The 25,870-nt window shown below is 61.2% G+C and carries 22 protein-coding genes and 2 pseudogenes; 16 read left to right on the top strand and 8 right to left on the bottom strand.

Annotated features, from left to right (window positions below; translation table 11 throughout):
* Positions 1-16 precede the first annotated feature (16 nt).
* The 11 genes and pseudogenes from bcsR to BFR47_RS06055 all read left to right on the top strand — a co-directional run bounded on the left by bcsR (position 17) and on the right by BFR47_RS06055 (position 11,052).
* Positions 17-223 (top strand): cellulose biosynthesis protein BcsR, encoded by a 207-nt coding sequence (gene bcsR / locus BFR47_RS06085; RefSeq protein WP_071472246.1) that lies wholly within the window; start codon positions 17-19, stop codon positions 221-223.
* Complete coding sequence (gene bcsQ, locus BFR47_RS06080) at positions 214-951, top strand: cellulose biosynthesis protein BcsQ (protein ID WP_071472245.1); 738 nt, start codon at positions 214-216, stop codon at positions 949-951. Before bcsR ends, bcsQ begins: the two co-directional genes overlap by 10 nt.
* Positions 948-1,409: a hypothetical protein gene (locus tag BFR47_RS18590; RefSeq protein ID WP_245748818.1), complete on the top strand. Its 462-nt coding sequence runs from the start codon at positions 948-950 to the stop codon at positions 1,407-1,409. The genes bcsQ and BFR47_RS18590 overlap by 4 nt, the downstream gene beginning before the upstream one ends.
* Positions 1,325-3,565 carry a UDP-forming cellulose synthase catalytic subunit gene (gene bcsA, locus BFR47_RS06075; RefSeq protein WP_071472279.1) on the top strand — a complete coding sequence of 747 codons (2,241 nt, stop codon included), beginning with the start codon at positions 1,325-1,327 and terminating at the stop codon, positions 3,563-3,565. Before BFR47_RS18590 ends, bcsA begins: the two co-directional genes overlap by 85 nt.
* 10 nt (positions 3,566-3,575) lie before the next feature.
* Positions 3,576-3,848: a hypothetical protein gene (locus tag BFR47_RS18120; RefSeq protein WP_217645472.1), complete on the top strand. Its 273-nt coding sequence runs from the start codon at positions 3,576-3,578 to the stop codon at positions 3,846-3,848.
* Positions 3,782-5,725, top strand: a complete 1,944-nt coding sequence (gene bcsB / locus BFR47_RS06070) for a cellulose biosynthesis cyclic di-GMP-binding regulatory protein BcsB (RefSeq protein WP_217645471.1) — start codon at positions 3,782-3,784, stop codon at positions 5,723-5,725. Before BFR47_RS18120 ends, bcsB begins: the two co-directional genes overlap by 67 nt.
* A 95-nt stretch (positions 5,726-5,820) precedes the next feature.
* Positions 5,821-6,927 carry a cellulose synthase complex periplasmic endoglucanase BcsZ gene (gene bcsZ, locus BFR47_RS06065; protein WP_071472244.1) on the top strand — a complete coding sequence of 369 codons (1,107 nt, stop codon included), beginning with the start codon at positions 5,821-5,823 and terminating at the stop codon, positions 6,925-6,927.
* A pseudogene (locus tag BFR47_RS19295) lies at positions 6,909-8,252 on the top strand (tetratricopeptide repeat protein); the annotation flags it as partial. The gene bcsZ and the pseudogene BFR47_RS19295, both read left to right, overlap by 19 nt.
* 233 nt (positions 8,253-8,485) lie before the next feature.
* Positions 8,486-10,228 carry a cellulose synthase complex outer membrane protein BcsC gene (gene bcsC / locus BFR47_RS18580; RefSeq protein ID WP_281245951.1) on the top strand — a complete coding sequence of 581 codons (1,743 nt, stop codon included), beginning with the start codon at positions 8,486-8,488 and terminating at the stop codon, positions 10,226-10,228.
* Positions 10,213-10,386 carry a cellulose synthase subunit BcsC-related outer membrane protein gene (locus BFR47_RS19085; RefSeq protein ID WP_217645469.1) on the top strand — a complete coding sequence of 58 codons (174 nt, stop codon included), beginning with the start codon at positions 10,213-10,215 and terminating at the stop codon, positions 10,384-10,386. The genes bcsC and BFR47_RS19085 overlap by 16 nt, the downstream gene beginning before the upstream one ends.
* 240 nt (positions 10,387-10,626) lie before the next feature.
* Positions 10,627-11,052, top strand: coding sequence for an Hsp20 family protein (locus tag BFR47_RS06055; protein WP_071472243.1), 426 nt, complete (start codon positions 10,627-10,629; stop codon positions 11,050-11,052).
* Between the two features lie 84 nt (positions 11,053-11,136).
* On the opposite strand, the pseudogene BFR47_RS06050 reads toward BFR47_RS06055, so the two are convergent.
* From BFR47_RS06050 to glyQ, 4 genes and pseudogenes are all read right to left on the bottom strand, one after another.
* Positions 11,137-12,398: pseudogene (locus BFR47_RS06050) on the bottom strand (valine--pyruvate transaminase).
* 155 nt (positions 12,399-12,553) lie between these two features.
* Positions 12,554-12,895 carry an antibiotic biosynthesis monooxygenase family protein gene (locus BFR47_RS06045; protein WP_071472242.1) on the bottom strand — a complete coding sequence of 114 codons (342 nt, stop codon included), beginning with the start codon at positions 12,893-12,895 and terminating at the stop codon, positions 12,554-12,556.
* A 124-nt stretch (positions 12,896-13,019) separates the two neighbouring features.
* Positions 13,020-15,089: a glycine--tRNA ligase subunit beta gene (gene glyS / locus BFR47_RS06040; protein ID WP_071472241.1), complete on the bottom strand. Its 2,070-nt coding sequence runs from the start codon at positions 15,087-15,089 to the stop codon at positions 13,020-13,022.
* A 9-nt stretch (positions 15,090-15,098) separates the two neighbouring features.
* The gene (gene glyQ / locus BFR47_RS06035; RefSeq protein ID WP_071472240.1) at positions 15,099-16,010 is read right to left on the bottom strand and encodes a glycine--tRNA ligase subunit alpha; all 912 of its coding nucleotides are present in this window, start codon (positions 16,008-16,010) and stop codon (positions 15,099-15,101) included.
* Between the two features lie 134 nt (positions 16,011-16,144).
* On the opposite strand from glyQ, the gene BFR47_RS06030 reads away from it, so the two are divergent.
* Positions 16,145-16,714, top strand: coding sequence for a DNA-3-methyladenine glycosylase I (locus tag BFR47_RS06030; protein ID WP_071472239.1), 570 nt, complete (start codon positions 16,145-16,147; stop codon positions 16,712-16,714).
* Between the two features lie 89 nt (positions 16,715-16,803).
* Entirely contained in the window at positions 16,804-17,454 is a 651-nt protein-coding gene (locus tag BFR47_RS06025; protein WP_071472238.1) for an OmpA family lipoprotein, read from the top strand.
* Between the two features lie 57 nt (positions 17,455-17,511).
* Here BFR47_RS06025 and BFR47_RS06020 read toward each other — a convergent pair whose 3' ends face one another.
* The 4 genes from BFR47_RS06020 to fadB all read right to left on the bottom strand — a co-directional run bounded on the left by BFR47_RS06020 (position 17,512) and on the right by fadB (position 22,637).
* Positions 17,512-18,438 (bottom strand): AEC family transporter, encoded by a 927-nt coding sequence (locus BFR47_RS06020; protein ID WP_071472237.1) that lies wholly within the window; start codon positions 18,436-18,438, stop codon positions 17,512-17,514.
* Between the two features lie 76 nt (positions 18,439-18,514).
* Positions 18,515-18,760, bottom strand: coding sequence for a sulfurtransferase TusA (gene tusA / locus BFR47_RS06015; protein ID WP_071472236.1), 246 nt, complete (start codon positions 18,758-18,760; stop codon positions 18,515-18,517).
* 535 nt (positions 18,761-19,295) lie between these two features.
* Positions 19,296-20,471 (bottom strand): acetyl-CoA C-acyltransferase FadA, encoded by a 1,176-nt coding sequence (gene fadA, locus BFR47_RS06010; RefSeq protein WP_071472235.1) that lies wholly within the window; start codon positions 20,469-20,471, stop codon positions 19,296-19,298.
* 21 nt (positions 20,472-20,492) lie between these two features.
* Positions 20,493-22,637 carry a fatty acid oxidation complex subunit alpha FadB gene (gene fadB, locus BFR47_RS06005; RefSeq protein ID WP_071472234.1) on the bottom strand — a complete coding sequence of 715 codons (2,145 nt, stop codon included), beginning with the start codon at positions 22,635-22,637 and terminating at the stop codon, positions 20,493-20,495.
* Between the two features lie 275 nt (positions 22,638-22,912).
* Between fadB and BFR47_RS06000 the strand changes: the two genes are divergently transcribed.
* The 3 genes from BFR47_RS06000 to hemG are packed head-to-tail and all read left to right on the top strand — an operon-like array spanning position 22,913 to position 25,557.
* Positions 22,913-23,542 carry a YigZ family protein gene (locus tag BFR47_RS06000; protein ID WP_071472233.1) on the top strand — a complete coding sequence of 210 codons (630 nt, stop codon included), beginning with the start codon at positions 22,913-22,915 and terminating at the stop codon, positions 23,540-23,542.
* A gap of 23 nt (positions 23,543-23,565) precedes the next feature.
* Positions 23,566-25,023: a TrkH family potassium uptake protein gene (locus BFR47_RS05995; protein ID WP_071472232.1), complete on the top strand. Its 1,458-nt coding sequence runs from the start codon at positions 23,566-23,568 to the stop codon at positions 25,021-25,023.
* Between the two features lie 9 nt (positions 25,024-25,032).
* The gene (gene hemG, locus BFR47_RS05990; protein WP_071472231.1) at positions 25,033-25,557 is read left to right on the top strand and encodes a menaquinone-dependent protoporphyrinogen IX dehydrogenase; all 525 of its coding nucleotides are present in this window, start codon (positions 25,033-25,035) and stop codon (positions 25,555-25,557) included.
* Positions 25,558-25,870 lie beyond the last annotated feature (313 nt).

Here is a 25,870-nt window from a genome sequence, read left to right as displayed (position 1 = left end):
ATTTTCGAGTGACAGCATGACGCATAAAGACAATGAATATGATGGCCTGCGCTGGGCAGAAAGCACCCGGGATGATCTCGGCGCCTTGAGCCGGCTGGTTTCGCTGCCGGAACTGGGCTACCTGAATATCGGACAGCAGCAACAGCTGGCCGCCATTGCGGAGCGCTGGCCCTTGCTGGATGAGCTGTCGCTGGCGCCGGACGGTGAGGACACATGCCGGTAATCGCCCTGCAGGGGATCCGCGGCGGGGTGGGTACCACCTCGATCACGGCAGGCCTGAGCTGGGCTCTGCACCAGCTGGGCGAACGGGTGCTGGTGATCGACTTTTCGCCGGACAACCAGCTGCGCCTGCACTTCAATACGCCCCTTTCATTGACGGCGGGCTGGGCCCGGGCGGAACTGGATGAACGGCCCTGGCACCAGGAGGCGCTGCGCTATGATGACGGGCTGGATTTTCTGCCCTTCGGACAGTTGCCGGCGGGCGAGTATCCTCGCTGGCTGACGATGCACCAGCAAGCCCCCGGGCGCTGGGCGACATATCTGCGCCAGTTATGTGACAGCGGCGATTATAGCTGGCTGCTGCTGGATCTGCCGTCCGCCGGGTCTGCCGGCACCGAAGAGTGGCTGGCGGCGGCCGATGCGGTGTTCTGTGTGTTGACGGCAGATGCCAACAGTCATATCCGTCTGTACCAGCAATCGTTTCCGCCGGGGGCCCGGCTGCTGCTGAACCAGCTTTCTGCCGAAAGTCGTCTGCAGCTGGATCTGCAGCAATACTGGCGACAACATCTGGATGCCTTGCTGCCGGTGTCGGTGCACCGGGATGAAGCGATGGCCGAGGCGCTGGCCGTCAAGCAACCGGTGGGAGAATACAGTGCAATCAGCCTGGCGGCGGATGAACTCAATGTTCTGGCCGGCTGGTGCCTGGCCCATGTGACCGGGACGCGCCGATGAACTGGCTGATGGGGCCACTGTTCGCTCAGGGGATGGGGGCAGTGGGGGCGCGTTATCGGGGTTATCGCCGCCAGGGCAGTTCGGTGCCAGCCGCCGGGCTGTGTTGTGCCGGGCTGATCCTGGCCTGGTTGCTGTTTCGGCTGGAATCGCCGGGCTGGCAGGCATTGCGTGCCCAGGCACGGCACTGGTTTCCCCATCTTTCGCCGGAGCGTCCCCGGCTGGGCGACGGCCTGCGTTACCTGCTGCAGAGCGGCTGGTTGCTGCTGACTCATCCCCCCGGGAAAAGAAAGCCGATATGGAGCGGTTGGTCCGCTTTTTTGCGTGGCTCCGACCGTCTGCATCGCGTCCGGCCAGCGCGGCGGCAGAGCCGAAGGTGGCGGAAGAACAGACGCAGGATGTCATTTCGCCATCTTCCTCCCGCCGATCCCGCCGGCTTCGCCGGGCCGGCCGGATGCTGATGCTGCTGGGTTCGGTGCTGCTGGCCCTGCTGTGTATCTCACAGCCCTTCGATCTGCAGACCCAGCTGGTGTTTGTGATGGTGCTGTGGGTGCTGGCCATGGCGGTGCGCCGGATGCCCGGACGCTTTGCCAGTCTGTTGATGATCATGCTGTCGCTGCTGGTGTCCTGTCGCTATCTGTGGTGGCGCTATAGCTCGACCCTGAACTGGGACGACCCGCTCAGCCTGTTCTTCGGGCTGCTGTTGCTGGCGGCGGAAACCTATGCCTGGCTGGTGCTGGTGCTGGGCTATTTCCAGTCACTGTGGCCCCTGCACCGTCAGCCGACACCGCTGACGGTGCCGCCGGCGGAATGGCCGGTCATCGATATCATGGTGCCCACCTACAACGAGCCGTTGAGTGTGGTCAAACCGACCATCTATGCGGCGCTGGGCATCGACTGGCCGAGAGACAAGCTCAACATCTATCTGCTCGATGACGGTGATCGCCCCTCGTTCCGGGCATTCGCCGAGGAGGCGGGGGTGAACTACATCGCCCGCCCGACCCACGAGCATGCCAAGGCCGGCAACCTGAACCATGCACTGAAGCAGGCTCGCGGCGAGTTTGTGGCCATCTTCGACTGCGATCATGTGCCGACCCGTACCTTCCTGCAGCTGACCATGGGCTGGTTTTTCAAGGATAAAAAGCTGGCCATGCTGCAGACACCGCACCATTTTTTCTCTCCGGATCCGTTCGAACGCAACCTGGGCCGTTTCGGCCATACCCCGAACGAGGGCTCGCTGTTTTATGGTCTGCTGCAGGATGGCAATGACATGTGGGATGCCACCTTCTTCTGTGGTTCCTGTGCGGTCATCCGCCGCAGCGCCCTGGACGAGGTGGGCGGTATCGCGGTGGAAACCGTGACCGAAGATGCCCATACCTCGCTGCGCCTGCATCGTCTGGGGTATACCTCGGCCTATATCCGCATTCCCCAGGCCGCCGGCCTGGCCACCGAAAGCCTGTCCGCCCATATCGGTCAGCGCATCCGCTGGGCGAGGGGCATGGTGCAGATCTTCCGGCTCGATAATCCGTTGCTGGGCAAGGGGCTGAAGCTGACCCAGCGACTCTGTTATGCCAATGCCATGCTGCACTTTCTGTCGGGTATTCCCCGGCTGATTTTCCTGACCGCGCCGCTGGCCTTTCTGCTGCTGCATGCCTACATCATCTATGCCCCGGCACTGGCCATTGCGCTCTACATGCTGCCCCACATGATCCATGCCAACCTGACCAATTCCAGGATCCAGGGGAAATACCGCTACTCGTTCTGGAGCGAGGTCTACGAAAGCGTACTGGCCTGGTATATCGCCCGTCCCACCACAGTGGCGCTGTTCAACCCCCACAAAGGCACCTTCAATGTGACCGCCAAGGGCGGGCTGGTCGAGCAATCCCATGTAGACTGGGAAATCAGCCGGCCTTATCTGATCCTGGTGCTGCTTAACTTCTGCGGGCTGATTGCCGGTGGCTGGCGGCTGGCGTACGGGGATGGGGCCGAGATCCCGACGGTGATCCTGAGTCTGGGCTGGGTGCTGTTCAACATGCTGATCCTGGGCGGAGCCATCGCGGTGGCGGTGGAGGCCAGACAGGTGCGCCAGTCTCACCGGGTGGATATTGCGCTGCCCGCCGCCGTCAAGCGGCGGGACGGCCATCTGTTTCCCTGTACGGTGCGCGATTACTCGGATGGCGGTGTGGGTATCGAGCTGCGGCAGGACGACATCTTGCGAGAAGGGGAGCCGATTACCCTGTTGCTCCGGCAGGGACAGCGGGAATGTGCCTTTCCGGCCACGGTGAGGCGCCGGTTCGGTACCGGAACCGGACTGCAGCTGGGCGCGCTGAGCCGGGAGCAGCATATTGCGTTTATCCAGTGCACCTTTGCCCGGGCCGATACCTGGGCGCGCTGGCAGGAAGAGTTTGCCCGTGACAAGCCGATGGCCAGCCTGACGGATGTGCTGGCACTGGGCTGGAGCGGCTTTCAGAGTCTGCTCGATTATTTGCCGTCGCCGCTGGCGCGGCTGTTTGTCGGCATGAGCCGGCTGCTGGCATGGCTGGGGTCATTTATCCCGCGTACGCCACGCACCGACACGCTGTTACCGGGCTCGGAGCGAGCATTGGTTCAATCTTGATGAGGGAATAATGATAAAAAGAATCGTCTTGTTCATCCTGCTGATGGGCAGCATCGTTGTCCCGACCCTGGCGGCAGAAAACCCGGCCGAGACAGTGCTCACCGGGCTGGAAGAGGTTCCGACCCGGGATGTCGAGCTCGGCTTCGGACAGCTGATCCCGTCATCGGGCAGCCTGGCCCTGCGCGGCACCAGCCTGATGGTCAGGTCGAATTCGGGGTGCGCAGTGATGAAGTGGTGTCTCGCGCCACGCTTGATCTGGCGTTCATTCCCTCACCGTCATTGATACCTGGCGAGTCTCACCTGAGGGTGTACCTCAACGATGAAATGATGGGCGTGGTGCCGATTGAGCGTGAACAGCTGGGTAACAAGAGCCGGGTGCAGGTGCCGCTGGATCCGCGCTATATTGGCGACTTCAACCGGGTAAAACTGGGCTTCACCGGGCATTATCAACGCATCTGTGAAAACCCGGTCCACAGCAGTCTGTGGCTGGATGTGGGCAGTGACAGTGCCTTGTCGCTGCGTTATCAGGCGCTGCCGCTGAAAAACGATCTGTCCCATTTTCCCGAGCCGTTTTTCGATAGTCGTGACAACCGGCCCCTGATCCTGCCGATGGTGTTTGCCGCCTCGCCGGCACTGGCCCAGCAGAAGGCGGCGGCGGTGCTGGCGTCCTGGTTCGGTGCCCGGGCCCAGTGGCGCGGCCAGCAGTTTCCGGTGCTGTTCAACCAACTGCCCGAGCGGCATGGCATCGTCTTCGCCACCAATGACCAGCGGCCGGACTTTTTGCGGGACTATCCCGCCGTTGATGGCCCTATCGTCGAGATGATCAGTCATCCGGAAGATCCCTACGTCAAGCTGTTGCTGGTGCTCGGCCGTGACGACCAGGATCTGGTGACGGCGGTAACGGGTATCGCCCAGGGCAGTATCCTGTTTCGCGGCCAGAGTGTCGCCGTCGCCGGTGTCAGGCCACTGGCGCCGCGCCAGCCCTATGATGCCCCCAATTGGGTGCGTACCGACCGGCCGGTTTCCTTCAGCGAGCTGCAACGCTATCCCGGACAGCTGCAGTCTGCGGGTATAGAGCCGCAGCCGATGGCCCTGACCCTGAACCTGCCGCCGGACCTGTTCATGGCGCGCGATCTGGGCATCGCCATGCAGCTGAAATATCGTTATACCTCGCCGAAGACGGATGATGGATCACGGCTGGTGGTCAGCCTCAACGATCAGCTGTTGCGTGCCTATGCACTCAAGCCGGAGCAGCAAAGTGGCGAAAAGCTGTTGCAGCTGCTGCTGTTGCAGGATGAGTCCGGTGATAATCAGCTCACCATACCGGCGCTCAAGCTGGGTACCCGCAATCAGCTGCGGTTCAACTTCGATTATGTCAATGCCGTCACCGGCGGCACTCCCGATCGCTGCGAAACCTATCAGCCTATCCCCAACCGGGTGGTGATCGACGGTGATTCCACCATCGACTTCTCCGGTTACCGCCATTTCATGGCCATGCCGGATTTGGCCGCCTTTGCCAATGCCGGTTTCCCGTTCAGCCGGCTGGCCGATCTGTCCCAGACCTTGGTGCTGGTCGACAGAAACCCGGCTCCGGCGCAGCTCGGGGCTCTGCTCAATGCTCTGGGTACTATTGGCGCTCATACCGGTTATCCGGCATTGGGTGTGCGGCTCGGCGACGACTGGCAGCAGGAGAAGGATCGGGATCTGGACCTGCTGCTGATCGGGGCGGTCCCGGCGGAGCTGCGTGATAACGACAACATTCATCTGCTGCTCGACGCGACCCAAAGCCGGGTAAAGATGCCGGCCCGTCAGGTATCACGGCCCGATCTGGTACCGGACAGCGAGGATGACCGGCCGGAAAGTGAAGCGCGAATCGACTCGGAGGGTCCCATGGCGGCGGTGATCGGCTTTCAGTCCCCCTTCCATGAACAACGCAGTGTGGTGGCGTTGCTGGCCGACAGTCCCCGGGGTTTTCAGTTGTTGAATGAGGCCATCAACCACAGCGATCGGCGAGCCGCCCTGTCCGGTTCTGTGGCGGTGATCCGGGAATCGGGGATAGATAGTTTGCGAGTCGGCAAAGCCTACCATGTGGGCTATCTGCCTGGTGGGAACGAGTCTGGTTTGCGCTGTCCCCGCACCCGCTGGTGCTGGCCGGGTTGACGGCCCTGAGTGTGCTGCTGATGGTACTGGTGCTGTGGCGGGTATTGCGAACCCTGAGTCGCCGCCGGTTGTCGCCTGATGAACGGGACTAAGCCATGAAACACCTGTCGGCATGGATGCTGAGTCTGTTGTTGCTGTGGTCGGGCGGCGCCTCGTCTGCCTGCGAATGGCCGGCCTGGCAGCGGTTCAAACAAGCCTATATCAGCGAGCAGGGGCGGGTGATCGATCCCGCCGGAGGGCGAGATGTCACCACCTCCGAAGGGCAGAGCTATGGCCTGTTTTTCGCGCTGGTAGCGGATGACCGGGACACCTTCGCGCGGCTGCTGGAGTGGACCCAGGATAACCTGGCGGCCGGAGATCTGACGGCACGGCTGCCGGCCTGGTTATGGGGACAGGACCGACAACGGCAATGGGGGGTACTGGATCCCAATTCTGCCGCCGATTCGGATCTGTGGCTGGCCTATGACCTGCTGGAAGCCGGTCGGCTGTGGCAGAACCGCCGTTATCGGGTGCTGGGTACGCTGTTGCTGCAGCGCATCGCCCGGGAAGAAGTGGCGGACATCCCCGGATTGGGGCTGATGCTGTTGCCCGGTAAGCAGGGTTTTGTCGGGGCAGAGCGCTGGACCCTGAATCCCAGCTATCTGCCGCCCCAGTTGCTGGCGCGTGTCGCCGGCTTCGACGGCCCTTGGCAGGCGATGCGGAGTAACAATCTCCGGCTGTTGCTGGACACGGCTCCGCTCGGGCTGGTGCCCGACTGGGTGGTATGGCAGCCGGACTCTGGCTGGTTGCCGGACTCCAGGACAGGCAGTACCGGCAGCTATGATGCGATACGCAGTTACCTGTGGGCCGGCATGCTGGCCGAGGACGACCCGGAGCGGGCACGACTGACGGCACACCTGCAACCGATGGCCGCCCTGACGGTGACGATGGGCGTACCGCCGGAGCGGGTCGATGCTTTGAGCGGCGAGGCGTCGGGTGCCGGCCCGGTCGGCTTTTCCGCCGCTCTGTTGCCCCTGCTGCAGGATACCCCCGCCGCCGAGGTGCAGCGCAGGCGGCTGGCCGCGCAGCCCGTCGGTGAGCATGCCTACTACGATGCGGTGCTGACCCTGTTCGGACAGGGCTGGGATCAACGACGCTATGCTTTCAATCAGGCGGGTGAGCTAGTACCCGATTGGGACAATTCATGTTCAAACTCTCGTTAAGTACACTGGGATTGCCACTGGCCCTGGCTCTGTTGCCGGTGGACCAGTTGCCGGCGGCCCAGGCGGCGGTGGTACCCGAGCCCTGGCTGCTGGACCAGATCCGGCTGGGCGAGGCCAGTTACCGGGATAATCTGGTCGAGGAATCCTTGCACCGCCTGGAGTTGATCGTGCCCGGTCATCCTCAGGTCATGGCGGCGCGATTGCGATTGGCGTTGCGTCAGGACGATGTTCCGCTGGCCCGCCGGCAGCTGGAGCGGCTGGCCAGGCTGGCGCCGGCATCGCTTGAGTATCGTCAGGCGAAAAGTGCCATGCGGCTGGTGACGGAAGAGGGGCGGCAACAATTGCAGCAGGCCCGGCTGCTGGCCGCGGCCGGGCGTCTCGCCGCCGCCCGGCAAGCCTATCAGGACTTGTTTGGTGAGGCCTTTCCCAGTCTGGATCTGGCGGTGGAGTACTGGCGGCTGGTGGCCCGGTTGCCCGATCAGCGTTCACAGGCGATCACCCAGTTGCAGATACTGGATCGTCGTTATCCCGGCAACGGCACTCTGCGCGGCGTGCTGATTGACCTGTTGTTCGATGCCGGCCGACCCCAGCAGGGCTTTGCCCTGTTGCAGCAGATGGCGGCCGACCCGGCCACCCGGGCTCGGGCGGTCGAACTCTGGCTGGCACAAGTCAGACGGATGCCGGTGAGCGAACAGAGCCTGGCCCAGTTGCAACGGTTGGTGGCGGTATCGACGGGGAACGAACGGGTACAGGCGGAGGAACTGCTGCGTCAGCAACAGGCCTTGCTGGCCGATCCGGCATTTCGGGCGCGAGCCCGGGGGCTGGCGCTGGTGGAGCAGGGGCGGGACGCAGCGGCCATTCCCCTGCTGAAGCAGGCCTTGGTGGCCTATCCGCGTGATGCCGGCCTGCTGGGCGCCCTGGCTCAGGCTTACGGGCGTCTGGGCAAGCGCAGCGAGGCGATTGCACTGTTCGAACAGGCATTGCAGCAGGCCGATGCGGACAGCAGTGAGCGGAGCAAATGGCAAAGCCTGCTGCAGAATCATCGCTACTGGCTGTTGATCCAGCAGGGGGACCAGGCGCTGCAGGCCCGGCAGCCGGATCGGGCTCAGGGCTATTACCGGCGGGCAAAGGCGCTGGATGGCAGCGATGGTTATGCCTGGCTGGGGCTGGGCGACGTGGCGCTGGCCCGGGGGCAGGCGGAACAGGCCGAGCACTATTTTCGTCAGGCGCTGCGGCGGGATCCGGTTAATGGTGGCGCCCTGCGGGGGATGCTGGCGCTCTACCGTCAGCAATCACCGGCCCAGGCCTTGGATTATCTGGAGCAGTTGCCGCGTCGTCAGCGACAGGCATTGGGCGACGGTGAACCCCGGCTGCGCAGCGAGCTGCTGCAACAGCAGGCGGAGCGGCTCGAGCAAGACCGGCAATGGCAGGCGGCGGCCGAGATGCTGTCCCGGGCCCGGCAGCTGACCCCGGATGATGTCTGGCTGACCTACCGGCTGGCGGAAGACTGGCGACAGGCGGGCCAGCCGGAGCGGGCCGATCAGCCTTTGCCGAGCTGGTGTCGCGACGGCCCGATGATCCGGAGCAACTGTATGCCTATGCCCTCTATCTTTCGTCCAGCGAACGGGAGGCGGCGGCCCTGGCCCACCTGGACACGCTGCCACCGGCTCGCTGGAGCGCCGACATGGGCGAACTGGCCCGGCGGCTCGAACAGGATCAAATGCTGGCCGAGGCGCGCCGCCGGCGTGAGCAAGGGGATCAGGCCGGCGCAACGGCCATGCTGCGGGCGCAGCCGAATGGCACCCGCAGCGAGCTGACCCTGGCCGACTGGGCGCTGGAAGACGATGACCCTGAACGGGCGTTGGCCGGTTATCGAGCGGTGCTGGCCAGGGAGCCGGATAATGACGAAGCCCTTCTGGGAGAGGTTGAAGCCTTGATTGCCATTGGCGAACCGGTGCAGGCGCGTCGACAGTTGCTCGGGCTGGATGCCGCGAGCGAGCCACAGCCGCCGTCCCTTAACCGCACACGGCGGATGGCCAACGCCTGGGCGGCGGTGGGAGAATGGCCGCGGGCCGAGCAGTTGTTCCAGAAGGTTAAATTTCAGGCACAGCAACAGGCGCCGTCGCAGGAGAGCGCGTTGTTGCTGCGTGATGCGGCCAGACTGGCCTGGCAGAACGGACAGCCACAACAGGCGATGGGCGATTACCGTCTGGCGATGGCGGCCGGCGAGCTGGCGGAACAGCCGCCGACGGAGAATGACGATTTCACCCGGTTGACCCGGGTTAACGCCGATGATGACTGGCTGACCCGCAGCATTCGTGCCGATGCGGCGGATCTGTATCGTCAGCTGGATACCACCGTCACCTTCGAACATGACTATCAGCGTTCCAGCGGCACCGGCGGTTATTCGGATCTGACCGCCCACACCGGCATGCTGGAGCTGGACACCCCGCTGCGGGATGGCCGGGCTTTCTTCCGTGCCGATATGGTGCAACTGGATGCAGGCAGCTTCGATGGTGGCGTCTACGAGGAAACGTTTGGCACCTGTCGGGAAGTGGGCTGCAATGACGATTATCATCAGTCTGCGACGGGAGTCAGTCTGGGTATGGGCTGGCGGGACGAACGCTGGCAGGGAGATATCGGTACCACGCCGCTCGGCTTCGAGGTGGTGGACTGGGTCGGCGGCCTCGGCTACAGTGGCGACTGGCAGGACATCGGCTGGACCCTGACCGCCTCCCGGCGGCCTCTGGCCAGTTCGCTGTTGTCCTTCGGCGGCACCCGGGATCCCAATACCGGTATCAGCTGGGGCGGGGTGCGCGCCACCGGTGTCAGCCTGAGTGGCAGTTATGATCAGGGCGGCGCCCATGGCCTGTGGGGGGATATCAGTGCCAGCCTGCTGACCGGGGAGAACGTGGCGGATAACCGGCGTACCCGGCTGATGGGCGGTTATTACTACAAGCTGGTCAACCAGTCGCACCGTCGGGTCAGCGTCGGCCTGAACAGCATGTGGTGGCAATACCAGAAAGATCTCAGCGGTTACTCACTGGGACAGGGAGGCTACTACAGCCCGCAGCAATATCTGTCGCTGGCGGTGCCGGTCAACTATCGTCAACGCACCGACAACTGGTCATGGGAGCTGGGTGGTTCCGTGTCCTGGTCCCGTGCGGTCACCGAAGACCAGCGGCGTTATCCCCTGGCGGGATTGATACCGGCGGGTTTGCCCGACGCCGATGCCATCGAGGAAGGCGGCAGCAGCAGTGGATTCGGCTATACCCTGCGCGCCTGGTGGAGCGGCGGCTGAATGCACACTGGACCCTGGGGGCCGGTATCGATATCCAGCAGGCCAAGGACTACACCCCCAGTCATGGCCTGCTCTATCTGCGTTATTCGCTGAGCGGCTGGCAGGGCGACCTGGATCTGCCGCCGCAGCCGCTGATCCCCTATGCCGAGTTCAAGTGAGTCACGACTCGGTGGCTTGCCTGACCGCCGGCCAGATATGACCGTTCGCCATCACCAGGTACCGTGACCGCTGCCTGTGATGGCGATAACCGCCGGCCAAAAAATCTTCACGTCGGTGCTTGAAAGCCGAAGATGCCATCCCTATATCTTTTATGAACAAGGCGGGTCGCTCGATTGAGGTCCCGCATCGCCCGTCCATGATGGAGGGCACCCTAACATCGCTCACAAGAGGATATGGCTATGTCACGTTTCGATCTCACTCCCCTGTATCGCTCGGCCATCGGCTTCGATCGGCTGGCGTCCCTGATGGAAAACGCCGCCAGCGGCAGCAGCAACAACGGCTATCCGCCGTACAACATCGAACTGCTCAGCGAGAACCAGTACCGCATTTCCATGGCGGTGGCCGGCTTTTCCCGCCAGGATCTGGAAATCACCAGTCATGAAAACACCCTGATGGTGAAAGGCAATAAAGAGCAGGACGAATCGCAGAGGAATTACCTGTATCAGGGTATCGCCGAACGTGGTTTCGAGCGCCGCTTCCAGCTGGCCGATCACGTCAAGGTGACCGGCGCCGACATGGAAAACGGCTTGCTGCATATCGATTTGGTGCGAGAGGTACCGGAAGCCGCCAAGCCCAGAACCATCGCCATCGGCTCGGCCGGATAACGGCGGTTAAACCAGCCAATCGAAAGAACGCCGGCAATTGCCGGCGTTCCTGTTTATTGGGTGTTGTCTCTTCGGTGCTGTTGTTTATTCGACGACGGGTGCCTGGTAGAGCGCCAGCACTTCTTCGGCCAGTATCCGGATGCCGGCCTGCACATCGGCTTCCGACTGGGCGTAGTTGAGGCGGATACACTCCCTGCTGTGCTGCCAGTTGCCGTCTTCGATCCCCGGGAAGAAGTAATGACCCGGCACCACCAGCAGACCTTTTTGTTTTAGGCGCTCGTACAGTTCCTGGCAGTGAACGGGCAGATTTTCGAACCACAGCCACAGGAACAGTGCGCCTCGGGCTTGTGAATATGAAACTGGGGCAGGGGTATGGCCTGCTGCAGCCAGGCCACGGCCTGTTGTGCCTTGGCCTGGTAGAAGGGACGGATCACCTCGTTGCTGAGTGTGATCACGTCACCGTTTTCCATCATCGGCAGGGTCAGGGCCGGACCCATGCTGCCGGGGGCCAGGTTGATGATGCCGCTGATATTGGTCATGGCCTGGATAATGGCCGGCGGTGCCACCACTATGCCGCAACGCACGCCCGGCAGCCCCAGCTTGGACAGGCTCATGCAGAGAATGGTGTTGTCGTTCCAGAACGGCTTGGCATCGGTGAAGATGATGTTGGGAAAGGGCATGCCGTAGGCGTTGTCGATCAGCAGTGGAATGCCTTTCTCCCGGGCGATGTCGTCCAGGCGCATGATCTCTTCGTCGGTCAGCACGTTGCCGGTGGGGTTGGTGGGACGAGATACACAGATCAGGCCGATATCGTCACTCACTTCCAGCTGATCGAAGTCGACGTGATACTTGAACAGGCCATTGTCCAGCCGGGTGATGGTGGGCTTGCAGGCGACGAAGTGATCTTCGCTCAGGGCGCCATCACCGTAGCCGATGTATTCCGGTGCCAGCGGAAAAAGTACCTTTTTCTTGCGGCCGTCGGCAAAGTCGCCGGCCAGCAGATTGAACAGATAGAAGAAGGCGGTCTGGCTGCCGTTGGTCAGGGCGATATGTTCGGGGCCGACCGGCCAGCCCAGCTCCTGGGACAGCAGCTTGGCCAGGGCGCGAATATAGGCATCCTTGCCCTGGGGGCCGTCGTAGTTGGCCATGGCTTTCAGCAGATCCCCGTTTTTCACCAGTTGCTGCGACTGCTGATCCAGATAGGCGAGCACTTCCGGAATGGCAGCCGGGTTGCCGCCGCCCAGCATGATGGTGTTGGGCGTGGTCAGGCCCTGGTTGAGATCGTCCATCAACTGGGTAATGCCGGCGTGACGGGTAAACTTCTGACCAAATGCTGAAAATTCCATGAGATAACTACCAAAGAGAAAGCGGTTGCCGAAAAGGCAACGTTATCCGATATCGTCTCTGGTGTCGACCGGGGCGCCGGCTCGGTGGCGGCATCGCCTTTATGTTGCATGCAGAAGCGGAGCATAAAGGCGATGGTCGCGGGGCAAACGGAAGGTTAATAGGAATAGGTCTGGGTCGGTCGGGCGTATTTGGCCGGCTGGGCTTCGTAGCTGACCTTGAGCGCCAGTACGGTGCATTTTTCATCGCTTTCCATGAAGGGGGCCAGCTCGCCAAGCAGTTGCTGACGGCCGGGGGAGCTTTGCCAGCGCTCCCAGCATTCGATGTTTTCCCAGTTGGAAATCACATAGAAATGATTGGGATGATGAACGTCCCGGTAGGCATCGCCCTTCAGAAATCCGGGTCGGTCGGTGATTTGCAGCATCAGGGCGCGAATTTTTTCCTGATAGGCTTTTTCCAGTCCCTCGGCGATATGACGTTCGATAATGACCTTGATCATCGGCACTCTCCTTGTTGCATTGCGATACTATTAATTAGTAACACAAATACCGGGGGGTTTGGTAAGACAGGAAAATAAAAAGCCCCGCATCGGCGGGGCTCTGAGGCTCAAAAAGCGAGGGCGGTTACTGCAGTAGCGAGATATCGGCGATCTGCAGGAACAGGTTGCGTAGCTGGTTGAGCAGTGCCAGACGGTTGAGCCGCAGGGCTTCGTCTTCTGCCATCACCATCACCTGATCGAAGAAGCTGTCCACGCCTTCGCGCAGGGCGGCCAGCTCGCTCAGGGCGCGGTCGTAATCGGCGGCGGCAAACAGCGGCGTCAGGCGTTCGGTCAGCTCGGCCAGCTGGCTGGCCAGCAGTTTCTCGGCCTCGTCCTGCAGCAGGGCCGGATTGACCTCGGCCGGGATTTCGCCTTCGAACTTGGCCAGGATATTACCCACCCGCTTGTTGGCGGCGGCCAGGGCGGCGGCGGCGTCCAGCTCACGGAACTGGCTGACGGCCTTCACCCGGGCATCGAAGTCGGCCGGACGGGTCGGGCGACGAGCCAGCACCGCCTGAATGACATCCACACCGTAACCCAGGTCTTGATACCAGGCGCGGAACCGGCCCAGCATGAAGTCCAGGATTTCGTCGGCGGCATTGGCATTGCTCAGCTTGTCGCCGTACAGCGCCCGGGCCTGCTCGATCAGAATCGGCAGATCCAGGTCGTAGTCTTTCTCGACGATGATGCGCAGCACACCCAGTGCGGCGCGGCGCAGGGCGAAGGGGTCCTTGTCGCCCTTGGGGGTCTGACCGATGCCGAAGATACCGACCAGGGTGTCCAGCTTGTCGGCCAGGGCCACGGCGGCGGAGATGTCCTGGCTGGGCAGATCGTCACCGGCAAAGCGGGGCTGATACTGCTCTTTCAGCGCCAGGGCCACGGCTTCGTCTTCGCCGTCGTGGCGGGCATAGTGCATGCCCATTACGCCCTGGGTGTCGGTGAACTCGAACACCATGTTGGTGACCAGATCGCACTTGGACAGCAGGCCGGCCCGCTCCGCCTGGGCCTTGTCGGCACCGATGGCGGCGGCGATAAAGCCGGACAGGGCGCCGATGCGCTCGGATTTTTCCCGCACCGTGCCCAGCTGTTTCTGGAACAGCACGCTGTCCAGCTGTTCCAGCCGGGAGGCCAGGGTGCTTTTGCGGTCGGTATCGAAGAAGAACTCCGCATCGGCCAGGCGCGGACGCACCACTTTTTCGTTACCACCGATGATCTGGCTCGGGTCCTTGGACTCGATGTTGGTGACGAAGATGAACTTCGGCAGTAGCTTGCCGTCGGCGTCGTAGACCGGGAAATACTTCTGATCGCCCTTCATGGTGTACACCAGCGCTTCGGCCGGTACCTTGAGAAACTTTTCCTCGAAGGCGGCGGTCAGCACCACCGGCCATTCCACCAGCGAGGTGACTTCTTCCAGCAGATCGTCGTCGAGGTCGGCGATACCCCCCACGGCGGCGGCGGCCTGCTCGACACCGGTCTTGATGATGTCCTTGCGACGTTCGAAGTCGGCCAGCACCTTGCCGGTCTGTTCCAGCGCCTGCAGGTAGTCGTCGGCATGAGCGAGTTCCAGTTCGGGCTCACCCATGAAGCGGTGACCGCGCAGGGTGCGGGCCGAGTCGACACCGAGGATGGAGGCCGGCAGCAGCTGGTCGCCCAGCAGCAGGGTCAGGGTATGCACCGGGCGGATAAACTGGATGCTCTTGTCGCCCCAGCGCATGGCCTTGGGGATCGGCAGCAGGCTCAGGGCCTGCTCGACCATGGCGGGCAGTAGCTCGGTGGCGGCCTGGCCCTTGATGTCGGCGAGGTGAACCAGCCATTCGCCCTTGTCGGTTTTCAGGCGTGAGGCCTGGCTGACCTCGATGCCGTTGCCCCGGGCCCAGCCCATGGCGGCCTTGGTGGGGTTGCCATCGGCGTCGAAGGCGGCCTGTACCGCCGGGCCGCGTTTTTCCAGCTGCTTGTCGGGCTGGCTGGTGGCCAGCGCGGTGACATACACCGCCAGACGGCGGGGAGCCGCATACCAGCGCACCTCTGCAAAGGGCAGATCGGCGTTGGTCAGTTCTTGTTTGAGGTTGTCGGCAAAGGCCTGGCCCAGGCTGCGCAACGCCTTCGGCGGCAGCTCTTCGGTACCGAGTTCAACCAGGAAATTCTGTTCAGCCATGCTGGTCCCTTATCCTTCTTTTTTACACATGGGGAAGCCCAGAGCCTCGCGGGAGGCGTAGTAAGCTTCGGCGACTGCCTTGGTCAGGGTGCGGATGCGCAAGATGTAACGCTGGCGTTCGGTCACCGAAATTGCCTTGCGGGCATCCAGCAGGTTGAAGGCGTGGCCCGCTTTCAAGATTCGCTCGTAGGCGGGCAGGGGCAGCGGCGATTCCAGAGACAGCAGGTACTGACATTCTTTCTCGCATTGCTCGAAGAAGCCGAACAGGAAGTCCACGTCCGCATGCTCGAAATTGTAGGTGGACTGTTCCACCTCGTTCTGGTGGAAGATGTCACCGTAGGTGGTTTTGCCCAGGGGGCCGTCGCACCACACCAGATCGTAGACCGAGTCCACACCCTGAATGTACATGGCCAGGCGCTCCAGGCCGTAGGTGATTTCGCCGGTCACTGGCTTGCACTCAAGGCCGCCTACCTGCTGGAAGTAAGTGAACTGGGTCACTTCCATGCCGTTGAGCCAGACTTCCCAGCCCAGGCCCCAGGCACCCAGGGTCGGGTTTTCCCAGTTGTCTTCCACAAAGCGGATATCATGCACCAGCGGATCCAGGCCCAGCGCATGAAGCGAGCCGAGGTACAGCTCCTGCAAATTGTCCGGAGACGGTTTGATCATCACCTGGAACTGATAGTAATGCTGCAGACGGTTGGGGTTTTCGCCATAGCGGCCATCGGTGGGGCGGCGGGAAGGCTGCACGTAGGCGGTGGCCATCGGCTCCGGCCCTATGGCCCGCAGGCAGGTCATGGGGTGGGAGGTGCCTGCACCCACTTCCATATCCAGCGGCTGTACTATGGTGCAGCCTTGTTGGGCCCAATAATCCTGCAATGTCAGGATCAGACCCTGAAAGGTATTGATATCGAATTTTTGCATGATGTTCGCGCCTTGATATAGGTGCATTCGCAGTGTGAAACTAGGCAGACGAGTATACCTTCTGACCCGATGCGAATATAGGCTTAGGGTGTGTCCCGTTGGTATTACGGGGCATCCACTATAAAGGAGACACCATGCTGGCACGCTGTGGCTGGGTCAATGACGACCCGAGATATCAGGCTTATCACGATCTGGAGTGGGGCGTGCCCGAGTACGACAGCCGGGCCCTGTTCGAGAAACTGTGCCTGGATGGCCAGCAGGCGGGACTGAGCTGGTTTACCATCCTCTGCAAGATACCGGCATACCGGGCGGCTTTTGCCGACTTCAACCCGCAGCTCGTCGCCACCTTCGATGAGTCTGATGTCGAGCGGCTGATGCTGGACCGGGGCATAGTACGCAACCGGCTCAAGATTCGGTCGGTTATCACCAATGCCCGAGCCTATCTGCTGATGCAGGAGCAGGGCATCGAGTTCAGCCACTGGTTGTGGGACTTCGTCGGCGGTGAGCCGGTGATCAACCGCTGGCCGACCCTGAACGAGGTGCCGACCAGCACGAGCGAGTCGGAGGCCATGGCCCGGGCACTGAAAAAACGCGGTTTTTCTTTTGTCGGTGGAACCATCTGTTATGCCTTCATGCAGGCCACCGGCATGGTCAACGATCACCTGCTGAGTTGCCCCCGGCATCCGGACCACGTCAACAGCTGACACCACCGGCGAAACGAGGCTTTGTAGAAAGGTCCGGGCGGGGCTATATTGTGGGATACTTGTGCTTGCTACATATGGAACCATTTATTATGAAAAAAATCTGTCTGGCTGTTGCCGCGACCCTCGCCCTCTCTGCCTGTACCACCAATCCCTATACCGGTGAACGGCAAACGTCCAAGGCCGCCATCGGTGGTGGCCTGGGTGCCCTGGCCGGAGCCGTGATCGGCGGCGCCTCTGCCAGCTCCAGCGATCGAAAGAAAGGTATTCTGATCGGTGCCGCCAGTGGCGCGGCACTGGGTGGTGGCGTGGGTTACTACATGGATGTGCAGGAAGCCAAGCTGCGTGATCAGATGAGCGGCACCGGCGTCAGCGTGACCCGTAATGGTGACAACATCATCCTGAACATGCCGAGCTCCATTACCTTTGCGGTAAACAGCGCCGATCTGTCCCCCAGCTTCTATAACACCCTGAGTGGCGTGGCCATGGTGCTGAAAGAGTACGAGAAGACCTACGTCAACGTGGTTGGCCACACCGACAACACCGGTTCTGCCAGCCATAACCAGGCGCTGTCAGAGCGTCGTGCCGCGGCCGTGGGTCAGTTCCTGATCAGCCAGGGTGCTGCAGCCAACCGCTTCAATATCCGCGGTGTCGGCTTCAACCAACCGGTGGCCAGCAACGATACCGAAGCAGGCCGTGCCCAGAACCGTCGGGTAGAGATCACCCTGAGCCCGATGCAGTAAGCATTCAGGTACAGCAGGACATAGATAGCCCAAATGCCCGCCAGTCGCGGGCATTTTTTATGGCTGCAAGGCACCCAGTAGTGACATCCACAACGGCAGCAGTGCCATCGCCAGCAGTGTCTGGCCGGTGATCACGGCGGCCATCAGCGGCGCGTTGCCGCCCATCTGTCGTGCCAGGATGTAGGACGAAGTGGCGGTAGGCAGGGCGGTAAAGAGTACCACCACGCCCAGCTCGACCTCTTGCAGTCCCAGCAACCAACCCGCCGCCAGCGCCAGTAACGGCAGCAGGCCGAACTTTATGGTGCAAGCCAGCCAGAACGCGGTTCCGGTGCCGCGCAGCGCCCCGAGCTGCAACGCCACCCCCACGGCGACCAATCCCAGCGGCAAGGCGGCCTGACCGGCCAGGGCCAGGGTGTCCCGACTCCAGCCAGGCAGCCCGATACCAGAGACATTGAGTGCGATGCCGATGACACAGCCCAGCAGCAAAGGGTTTTTGGCCAGTGCCCGCATGGCACCTAATAGTCCCGACTGGCCGCTGCCACCACAGCCGACAAACATCAGCACACAGAGGATATTGATCAGAGGCACCATGATGGCGATGGCCACGGCGGCGGCGGTAATGCCGGCCTCTCCGTACAGGGCGGCGGCTCCGGCCAGGCCCACGTAGGTATTGAAGCGCAGGGAGCCCTGAAACACCGAGCTGAAGGAGGGGAGATCCAGCCCGAGCCGGTTGCGCAGCAGCCAGAGTCCGGCGGCCAGCAGTATGAGCAGGCTGGCCAGCAGGCTGATCATGCCGCTAAAGGCCACCTGGCTGAAGTCGGCGGTGGCCAGGGTGCTGATCAGCATGGCCGGAAACAGCAGGAAATAGATGAAGCGTTCGGCGCCATGCCAGAACTGCGGATCGGGGAAGCGCAGTCGCCTGAGTACTACGCCGGTGAGAATCAACAGAAACAGGGGGCCGAGCGCGTTGCTGACAGTGAGCATGGGTATCCTTACCAGGGGGGAACGGACAGCCAGTATAGCGGCGGGGATGGGAGCCTCATACCGGCGCCCCCGCGATTCAGTCGCCTTTCTGTATCAGGAACTGGTACGGCAGCTGTTCTACCTGACTGGACAGCAGGGCGTGATCCATGAACTGGCAGAAACTGGGGATATCCCGGGTGGTGGAGGGATCGTCGGCGGTGATCAGCAGAGTTTCCCCGGCAACCATGGTGCGCACCTGTTTGCGGACCATCATCACCGGCTCTGGGCAGCGCAGGCCGGTGGCATCGAGGTGGTGGTGAGCATCGGAAAGAGAGATTGTCATGAAGTTACTACCTTGAAATAAACCCGACTATTTTAATGCTGTTTAAATTGTGGTCAACCGTTAAGGGGGCTTTAAACGGTAAGCTGTAATACCCCTCCCGGACAAAGGACCCGCTCCACCGACCCGATCAAGAACCTCCTTGTGACGCTCAGCACATGACGTCCCTGTCATGTGATGGTCGGTGGAGCAGATCCCTTTGCCCTCCTTGATACTCCGGCGTCGCCTGTTAGCACTGCCTGCGGACAACTCGGAGTTCCAGAAGAGGCAACAGAGAACGGCTCCCACGACCGTGAAATGCCAAGGACGGCATTTCCGAGCCCCCACGGATGGGTTTATGGCGTATCGTGGGAGGCGGCTGTGTTGCCTCTGGTCTGGGGCCTCAATATGACCAGATCATTACTGGGATTGGTATAAGAAGACAAAGGAGACTGCTCCGCCGACCTTCCGTTTCAGGGATGAAACGGAGAGCGTACATGGATGTATCTACAGCGAGTCGGCGGAGTGGGCCCTTTGTCTGACTTATCTACAAACGATTTTATACCCGTTCAAACACGGTCGCGATGCCCTGACCCAGGCCGATACACATGGTGGTCACGCCGAAGGTGGCGTCCCTGTTTTCCATCAGGTTGAGCAGGGTGGTCGAAATGCGGGCGCCGGAACAGCCCAAAGGATGCCCCAGGGCGATGGCACCGCCGTTGAGATTGACCTTGTCGTCCATCTCCTCCAGCAGCCCCAGCTCTTTCAATACCGGCAGCGACTGGGCGGCGAAGGCTTCATTCAGTTCGAACAGGTCGATATCCGTTATCGACAGTCCGGCGCGTTGCAGTGCCTTGTGTACCGCCGGTACCGGGCCGTAGCCCATGATGGCCGGGTCACAACCGGCCACCGCCATGGCCCTGATACGGGCGCGGGGCTTGAGTCCCAGTGCGGCGGCCTTGTCGGCGGACATCACCAGCATGGCGGCGGCACCGTCGGACAGTGCCGAGGAACTGCCGGCGGTGACGGTGCCGTTGGTCGGATCGAACACCGGACGCAGCTGGGCAAGGGATTCAAGGCAGGTATCCGGCCGAATGACTTCATCGTGTTCGAACAGCGTCAGGCTGCCGTCGGCGCCGTGGCCGTTGGTGGCCAGAATCTCGTTGGCGAAGCGGCCTTCGAGGGTCGCTTGATGGGCTCGCTGATGGGAGCGTACCGCAAAGGCGTCCTGCTGTTCGCGGCTGATGTGGTGCAGCCGGCCCAGCATTTCGGCGGTCAGCCCCATCATGCCCGAGGCTCTGGCCACGTTCAGGGCCAGACCCGGATGAAAGTCCACCCCGTGATCCATCGGCACATGGCCCATGTGTTCGACACCGCCGACGATAAACACCTCGCCGTCACCGACCATGATGGCGCGGCTGGCATCGTGCAGTGCCTGCATCGAAGAGCCGCACAGCCGGTTGACGGTCACGGCGGCCACCTGCTTGGGCAGGCCGGCCAGCAGGGCGGCGTTGCGGGCGATGTTAAAGCCCTGCTCCAGAGTTTGTTGCACACAGCCCCAGTACACATCTTCGATATCGGCGGCGGCCAGCGCCGGATTGCGGGCCAGCAGGCCCCGCATCAGGTGGGCGGACAAACTTTCGGCCCTGACATGGCGGAACGCGCCGCCCCTGGATCGGCCCATGGGAGTGCGAATGCAATCGACAATGACGACCTCGTTTAATGCCTTGTTCATGCTGTGGTCTCCTCGCGCCAATCAGTAAAACGTCTTGTTGTCGGCGGCCATCTGGCGCAGACCGGAGCTGACGTGATAAAGGGGCCCCAGATGGGCGAATGTATCGGCCAGCGCCACATAGGCGGCCAGCCCCATGTTGTCCAGATAGCGGAACACACCACCGTGAAACGGCGGAAAGCCGATGCCATATACCAGCGCCATGTCCGCCTCGGCGGGGGAGCCGACAATGCCTTCTTCCAGACAGAGCACCACCTCGTTGATCATGGGGATCATCATGCGGGCGATGATGTCGTCCGGCTCGAAGTCGGTGCCTGCGCCGGCGACGGTGGCCAGTAGTTCATAGCTTTCGGGGTCCGCCTCTTTTACCGGCTTGCCTTTCTTGTCCTTGCTGTGGGCATAGAAGCCCTTGCCGTTCTTCTGGCCGAAGCGCTGCCGTTCATACATCACGTCGATGGCATCCCGGCCGGTCTTGCCCATGCGCTCGGGGAAACCGTCGGCCATCACCGCCGCCGCGTGGTGGCCGGTGTCGATACCCACTACATCCAGCAGCCAGGCGGGGCCCATGGGCCAGCCGAATTGTTTCTCCATCACCCGGTCGACCCGCACGAAGTCGGCACCGTCGGCCACCAGTTGATTGAAGCCGAAGAAGTAGGGGAACAGCACCCGGTTGACGAAGAAGCCCGGGCAGTCGTTGACCACGATGGGGGACTTGCCCATGGCCGCGGCATAGGCCACCACCTTGTTGATGGTGTCGTCGCTGGTCTGCTCGCCGCGAATGACTTCCACCAGCGGCATCCGGTGTACCGGGTTGAAGAAGTGCATGCCGCAGAAGCGATCCGGGCGCTTGAGACTCCTGGCCAGGGTCGAGATGGGAATAGTCGAGGTGTTGGAGGCAATCACCGTATCGTCGGTGACCTGGGCTTCTACCTCGGCCAGTACCTGTGCTTTCACCTTCGGGTTTTCGACCACCGCCTCCACCACGATATCGACGCCCTGCAGGCTGTCATAGCTGAGGGTCGGGGTGATGCTGGTCAGTACCTGAGCCAGCCTGGCGCCATCAATCCTGCCCCGCTCAAGCTGTTTGTTGAGCAGCTTGCCGGCCTCGTTCATGCCGAGAGTCAGTGCCTGGTCGTTGATGTCTTTCATCACCGCTGGAATGCCTTTCACCGCCGACTGATAGGCGATGCCGCCGCCCATGATGCCGGCGCCCAGCACCGCCGCCTTGCGGGCGGGCTCGGCAGCTCTGGCCGCCTGTTTGGCCTTGCCCTTGATCACCTGGTCATTGAGGAAAATACCCACCAGTGCCCTGGCGACCGGGGTCTGGGTCAGGGTGATGAAGTTGCGCTGTTCAATCCGGAGCGCCTCTTTCCGGCTGGAACCGGCGGCGGCTTCGATGGTCTTGACCGCCATCATTGGGGCCGGGTAATGGGGACCAGCCTTGGCGGCGACCATGTCTCTGGCGGTGTTGAAGCTCATGGCGGCTTCCAGCTTGTCCAGGGTCAGGGGCGCGCCTTTCTGGGCTCGCTTTCCCTGCCAGTCCTGCCTGCCGAGGGCGGCGTCTTGCAGCAGCTGTAGCGCCGAAGCGTGCAGCTTGTCGGTATAGACCACTGCATCCAGTACCCCCAGGCTCAGGCAGACGTCTGCTTTATGGTCCTGACCCGTGGTGATCCACTCCATGGCGTTGTCGGCGCCGATCAGCCGGGGCAGCCGTACCGTGCCGCCAAAGCCGGGCATCAGTCCGAGTTTGGTTTCCGGCAGGCCGATACGGGCGCTGGCGTCGCCGATGCGAAAGTCGGTAGCCAGAATGCACTCGCAGCCGCCGCCGAGGGCGTAGCCACGCACCACGCTTACGGTCGGGAAGGGCAGGTCTTCGATACGATTGAAGATGCGGTTGGCCTGAGACAGCCATTCATCGAGGCTGGCTGGTGGCAGGTCGAACATGTCCAGAAATTCGGTGATATCGGCACCGACAATAAAAGCATCCTTGCGGCTGGTCAGCATCAGGCCTTTCAGGTCCGGGGTCTGCTCCAGCGCGGCAACGGCCTGCTCCAGCGACAGCAGCGTGGCTCTGTCCAGCTTGTTGACGCTGCCTTTGCCGTCAAAGCTGAGCTCAGCAATACCGTCTTGCAGTAGTTGTACAGAGAGGGCTTCACCTTGGTAGATCATCTTCATGTCTCCTTGATTCCTCTGGGCTGCGCCGACGTTCCCGGGCAGGGATGAAATCACTATGAACAGAAAAACAGCAGAGTTCAACATTCGATTAAAACAATCGTTTTAATTTTATCAGGCGGTTTCCGGTGGCCGGGAAGCCTGGCTAAATATGAGCAAGAGATGACTTCCCCGGCCGATTCGGCAACAATGTCGCGCTATTTTTCGCCGGCCCATCTATGGGGCCGAATAATCTATATTAGGCGGCTTTGCCTTGCCTGGGAGTGAGCGCCATGAATATGTCTCCCTATCTGGTACCGGCCTCTCCGGTGGTGTGGGAACAGGAGATAAAAAAAAGCCGCTTTATCGCCTATCTGGCCCATACTCCGGACGCGGAGTCGGCCAGAGCCTTTATCGGGACGGTACGCGCCCGGGAGCCTTCGGCGGGTCATCATTGCTGGGCCTTTGTGGCCGGCATGCCGACCGACTCCCGGGTGCTGGGTTTCAGCGATGACGGCGAGCCTTCGGGCACCGCCGGCAAGCCCATGCTGGCCCAGTTGCAGGGGTCGGGCATCGGCGAGATCACCGCGGTCATCGCCCGCTATTTTGGTGGCGTCAAGCTGGGCACCGGTGGTCTGGTGCGGGCCTATGGCGGCACTCTGGCATCAGCACTGACGCAACTGAATACCGTGGAACAACGTATCATGGCTTCGTTGCACGTCAGGGCCGATTACGGTGATATGGCATTGCTGGAATTCCTGCTCGGTGAATATCAGGGACAATGGCTGCAAGTGGATTACGGTGCCGAAGTCACCGGGATGTTATCGGTTGAAGCACGCGCCGTCGCAGAGTTTTGTCGTCAGCTGCTTGATCGTAGTCAGGGACGAGTGGTGGCCAGACCGGTGGAGCCGGAAGCTGGCTGAATTATCAGTGTATTGGAAGTACCATGCATATACGCACAATTATCCGCATCGTGGGCATTCTGGTGGCGCTGTTCAGCGTCACCATGCTGGCGCCGGCCCTGGTGGCCTACATCTATCGGGATGGCGCCGGCCTCGATTTTTTCAGTGCCTTCGTTATCTGCCTGATCCTGGGGCTGGCGTTATGGTTTCCCAATCGCACCCACAATAAAGAACTGAGGGCCAAAGAAGGCTTTCTTATCGTGGTGTTGTTCTGGACGGTGCTGGGCAGCGTCGGGGCCATTCCCTTCATGCTCAGTGCCGCGCCGGAGATGACGGTGGCCGAGGCCTTCTTCGAATCCTTCTCCGGCCTCACCACCACTGGCGCTACCGTGATCAGCGGCCTCGATACCTTGCCCAAGGCGATTCTGTTTTACCGGCAGATGCTGCAATGGCTGGGTGGCATGGGGATCATCGTGCTGGCGGTGGCCATCCTGCCTATTTTGGGCATCGGCGGTATGCAGCTGTTTCGTGCGGAAATACCGGGTCCGGTCAAAGACAACAAGGTGGCGCCCCGCATTGCCGAGACCGCCAAAACCCTGTGGTACATCTATCTGGTGCTGACCATTTCCTGTGCCTTGCTGCTGTGGCTGGCCGGTATGAACCTGTTCGATGCCATCTGCCATTCCTTTTCTACCGTGGCCATCGGTGGCTTCTCGACCTACGACGCCAGCGTGGGGCATTTCAACAGCCCCGTGATCAACCTGATTATCGTGGTGTTTCTGCTGATTGCCGGGGTCAACTTCAGCCTGCACTTTGCTGCCTTCGCCAATCGGGGACTGCGGTTGTCGGTGTATCGCCTCGATCCGGAAGTAAAGGTGTTTATCGGGATACAGTTGATACTGACCCTGATTTGCCTGTCGGCTCTGCTGACCCATCGGGTATATACGGATCCCTGGCAGGCACTGGACCAGTCGCTGTTTCAGGCGGTCTCCATCTCCACCACTGCCGGTTTCAGTACTACCGGTTTCGCGGACTGGCCGCTGTTTCTGCCGTTACTACTGATGTTTTCTTCCTTTATCGGTGGCTGTGCCGGCAGTACCGGCGGCGGTATCAAGGTGGTGCGCATCATGTTGCTTAATCTGCAGGGGATGCGCGAGCTGAAACGACTGGTCCACCCAAGAGCCGTCTATCGGATTAAGCTTGGCAACAAGGCGTTAGCTGATAAAGTGGTGGAAGCGGTATGGGGCTTCTTTGCCGCTTACGCCCTGGTCTTCGTGCTCTGTATGCTGGCACTGCTGGCGACCGGCATGGAAGAGCTGACGGCCTTTACCGCCGTGGTGGCGACACTGAACAACCTCGGGCCGGGCCTGGGTGATGTTACCGCCAATTTTGGCACCACCACCGACGGTGCTAAATGGATAATGATCCTGGCCATGTTGTTTGGCCGTCTCGAGATATTTACCTTGCTGGTACTGTTTACGCCTGCCTTCTGGCGTAGCTAAGAGGAGTCTATGGAAAAACTGTTGGTACTTTATTCATCTCGTAATGGTCAGACGAGAAAAATCATCGAGGCGATGCAGGATGAATTTAGCGGTTACGATGTGGAAGTGGCGGATCTGCATGGCCCTATCCGAAAAAACCTCAGCAAGTATGACAAGGTGCTGATTGGCGCTTCTGTTCGCTATGGTCATTTTCACCGGGATCTCTACACCTTCATCGATGTCCACAGCGAACAGCTGGCCGCTACCGATGCGAGTTTCTTTTGTGTCTGTCTCACCGCGCGCAAGCCGGAAAAGGCCGAACCCAGGAACAATGCCTACATCAGGAAGTTTCTGGCCAGGTCGCCCTGGCGGCCGAGAACCATAGGCGTATTCGCCGGTGCACTGAAATACAGCGAATACAACTGGTGGCAGACTCGCATTATCCAGCTGATCATGAAGATAACCGGCGGCAGCACCGATACCGGCCGGGATCTGGAGTTTACCGATTGGGATAAAGTCAGGGATTTTGCCCGGAAACTGGTGGGTAACAGATAATAGAATGTAACAAAACGTGAATAAAAAGCGGTTTTAGCTCATTTTATGTGCGAAGTCGCTTTTTTTAATAAAAATGTCAAAAAAGCCCTTGCGCAAAATCGGGCGGTCCCTATAATGCGCATCCACTGACACGGGGCAACACGCCAACGGTCACAAGGGTTCGAAACGAACGAAACAAAGTTTGCTTCAACGCTTGACGAACAAAACGGAATGCGTAGAATACGCATCCCTGACCTGAAACAAGGTCAACGCTCTTTAACAATATATCAAGCAAACTGTGTGGGCACTCGCAGGTAGTTGGGAAACAAAAAAA

Origin of the sequence: Oceanisphaera psychrotolerans (assembly GCF_001870485.1) — a bacterium.
GTDB lineage: Bacteria > Pseudomonadota > Gammaproteobacteria > Enterobacterales > Aeromonadaceae > Oceanimonas > Oceanimonas psychrotolerans.
Note: the sequence above shows the minus strand (reverse complement) of the source record. Positions and strands in the feature narration are given on the sequence as shown.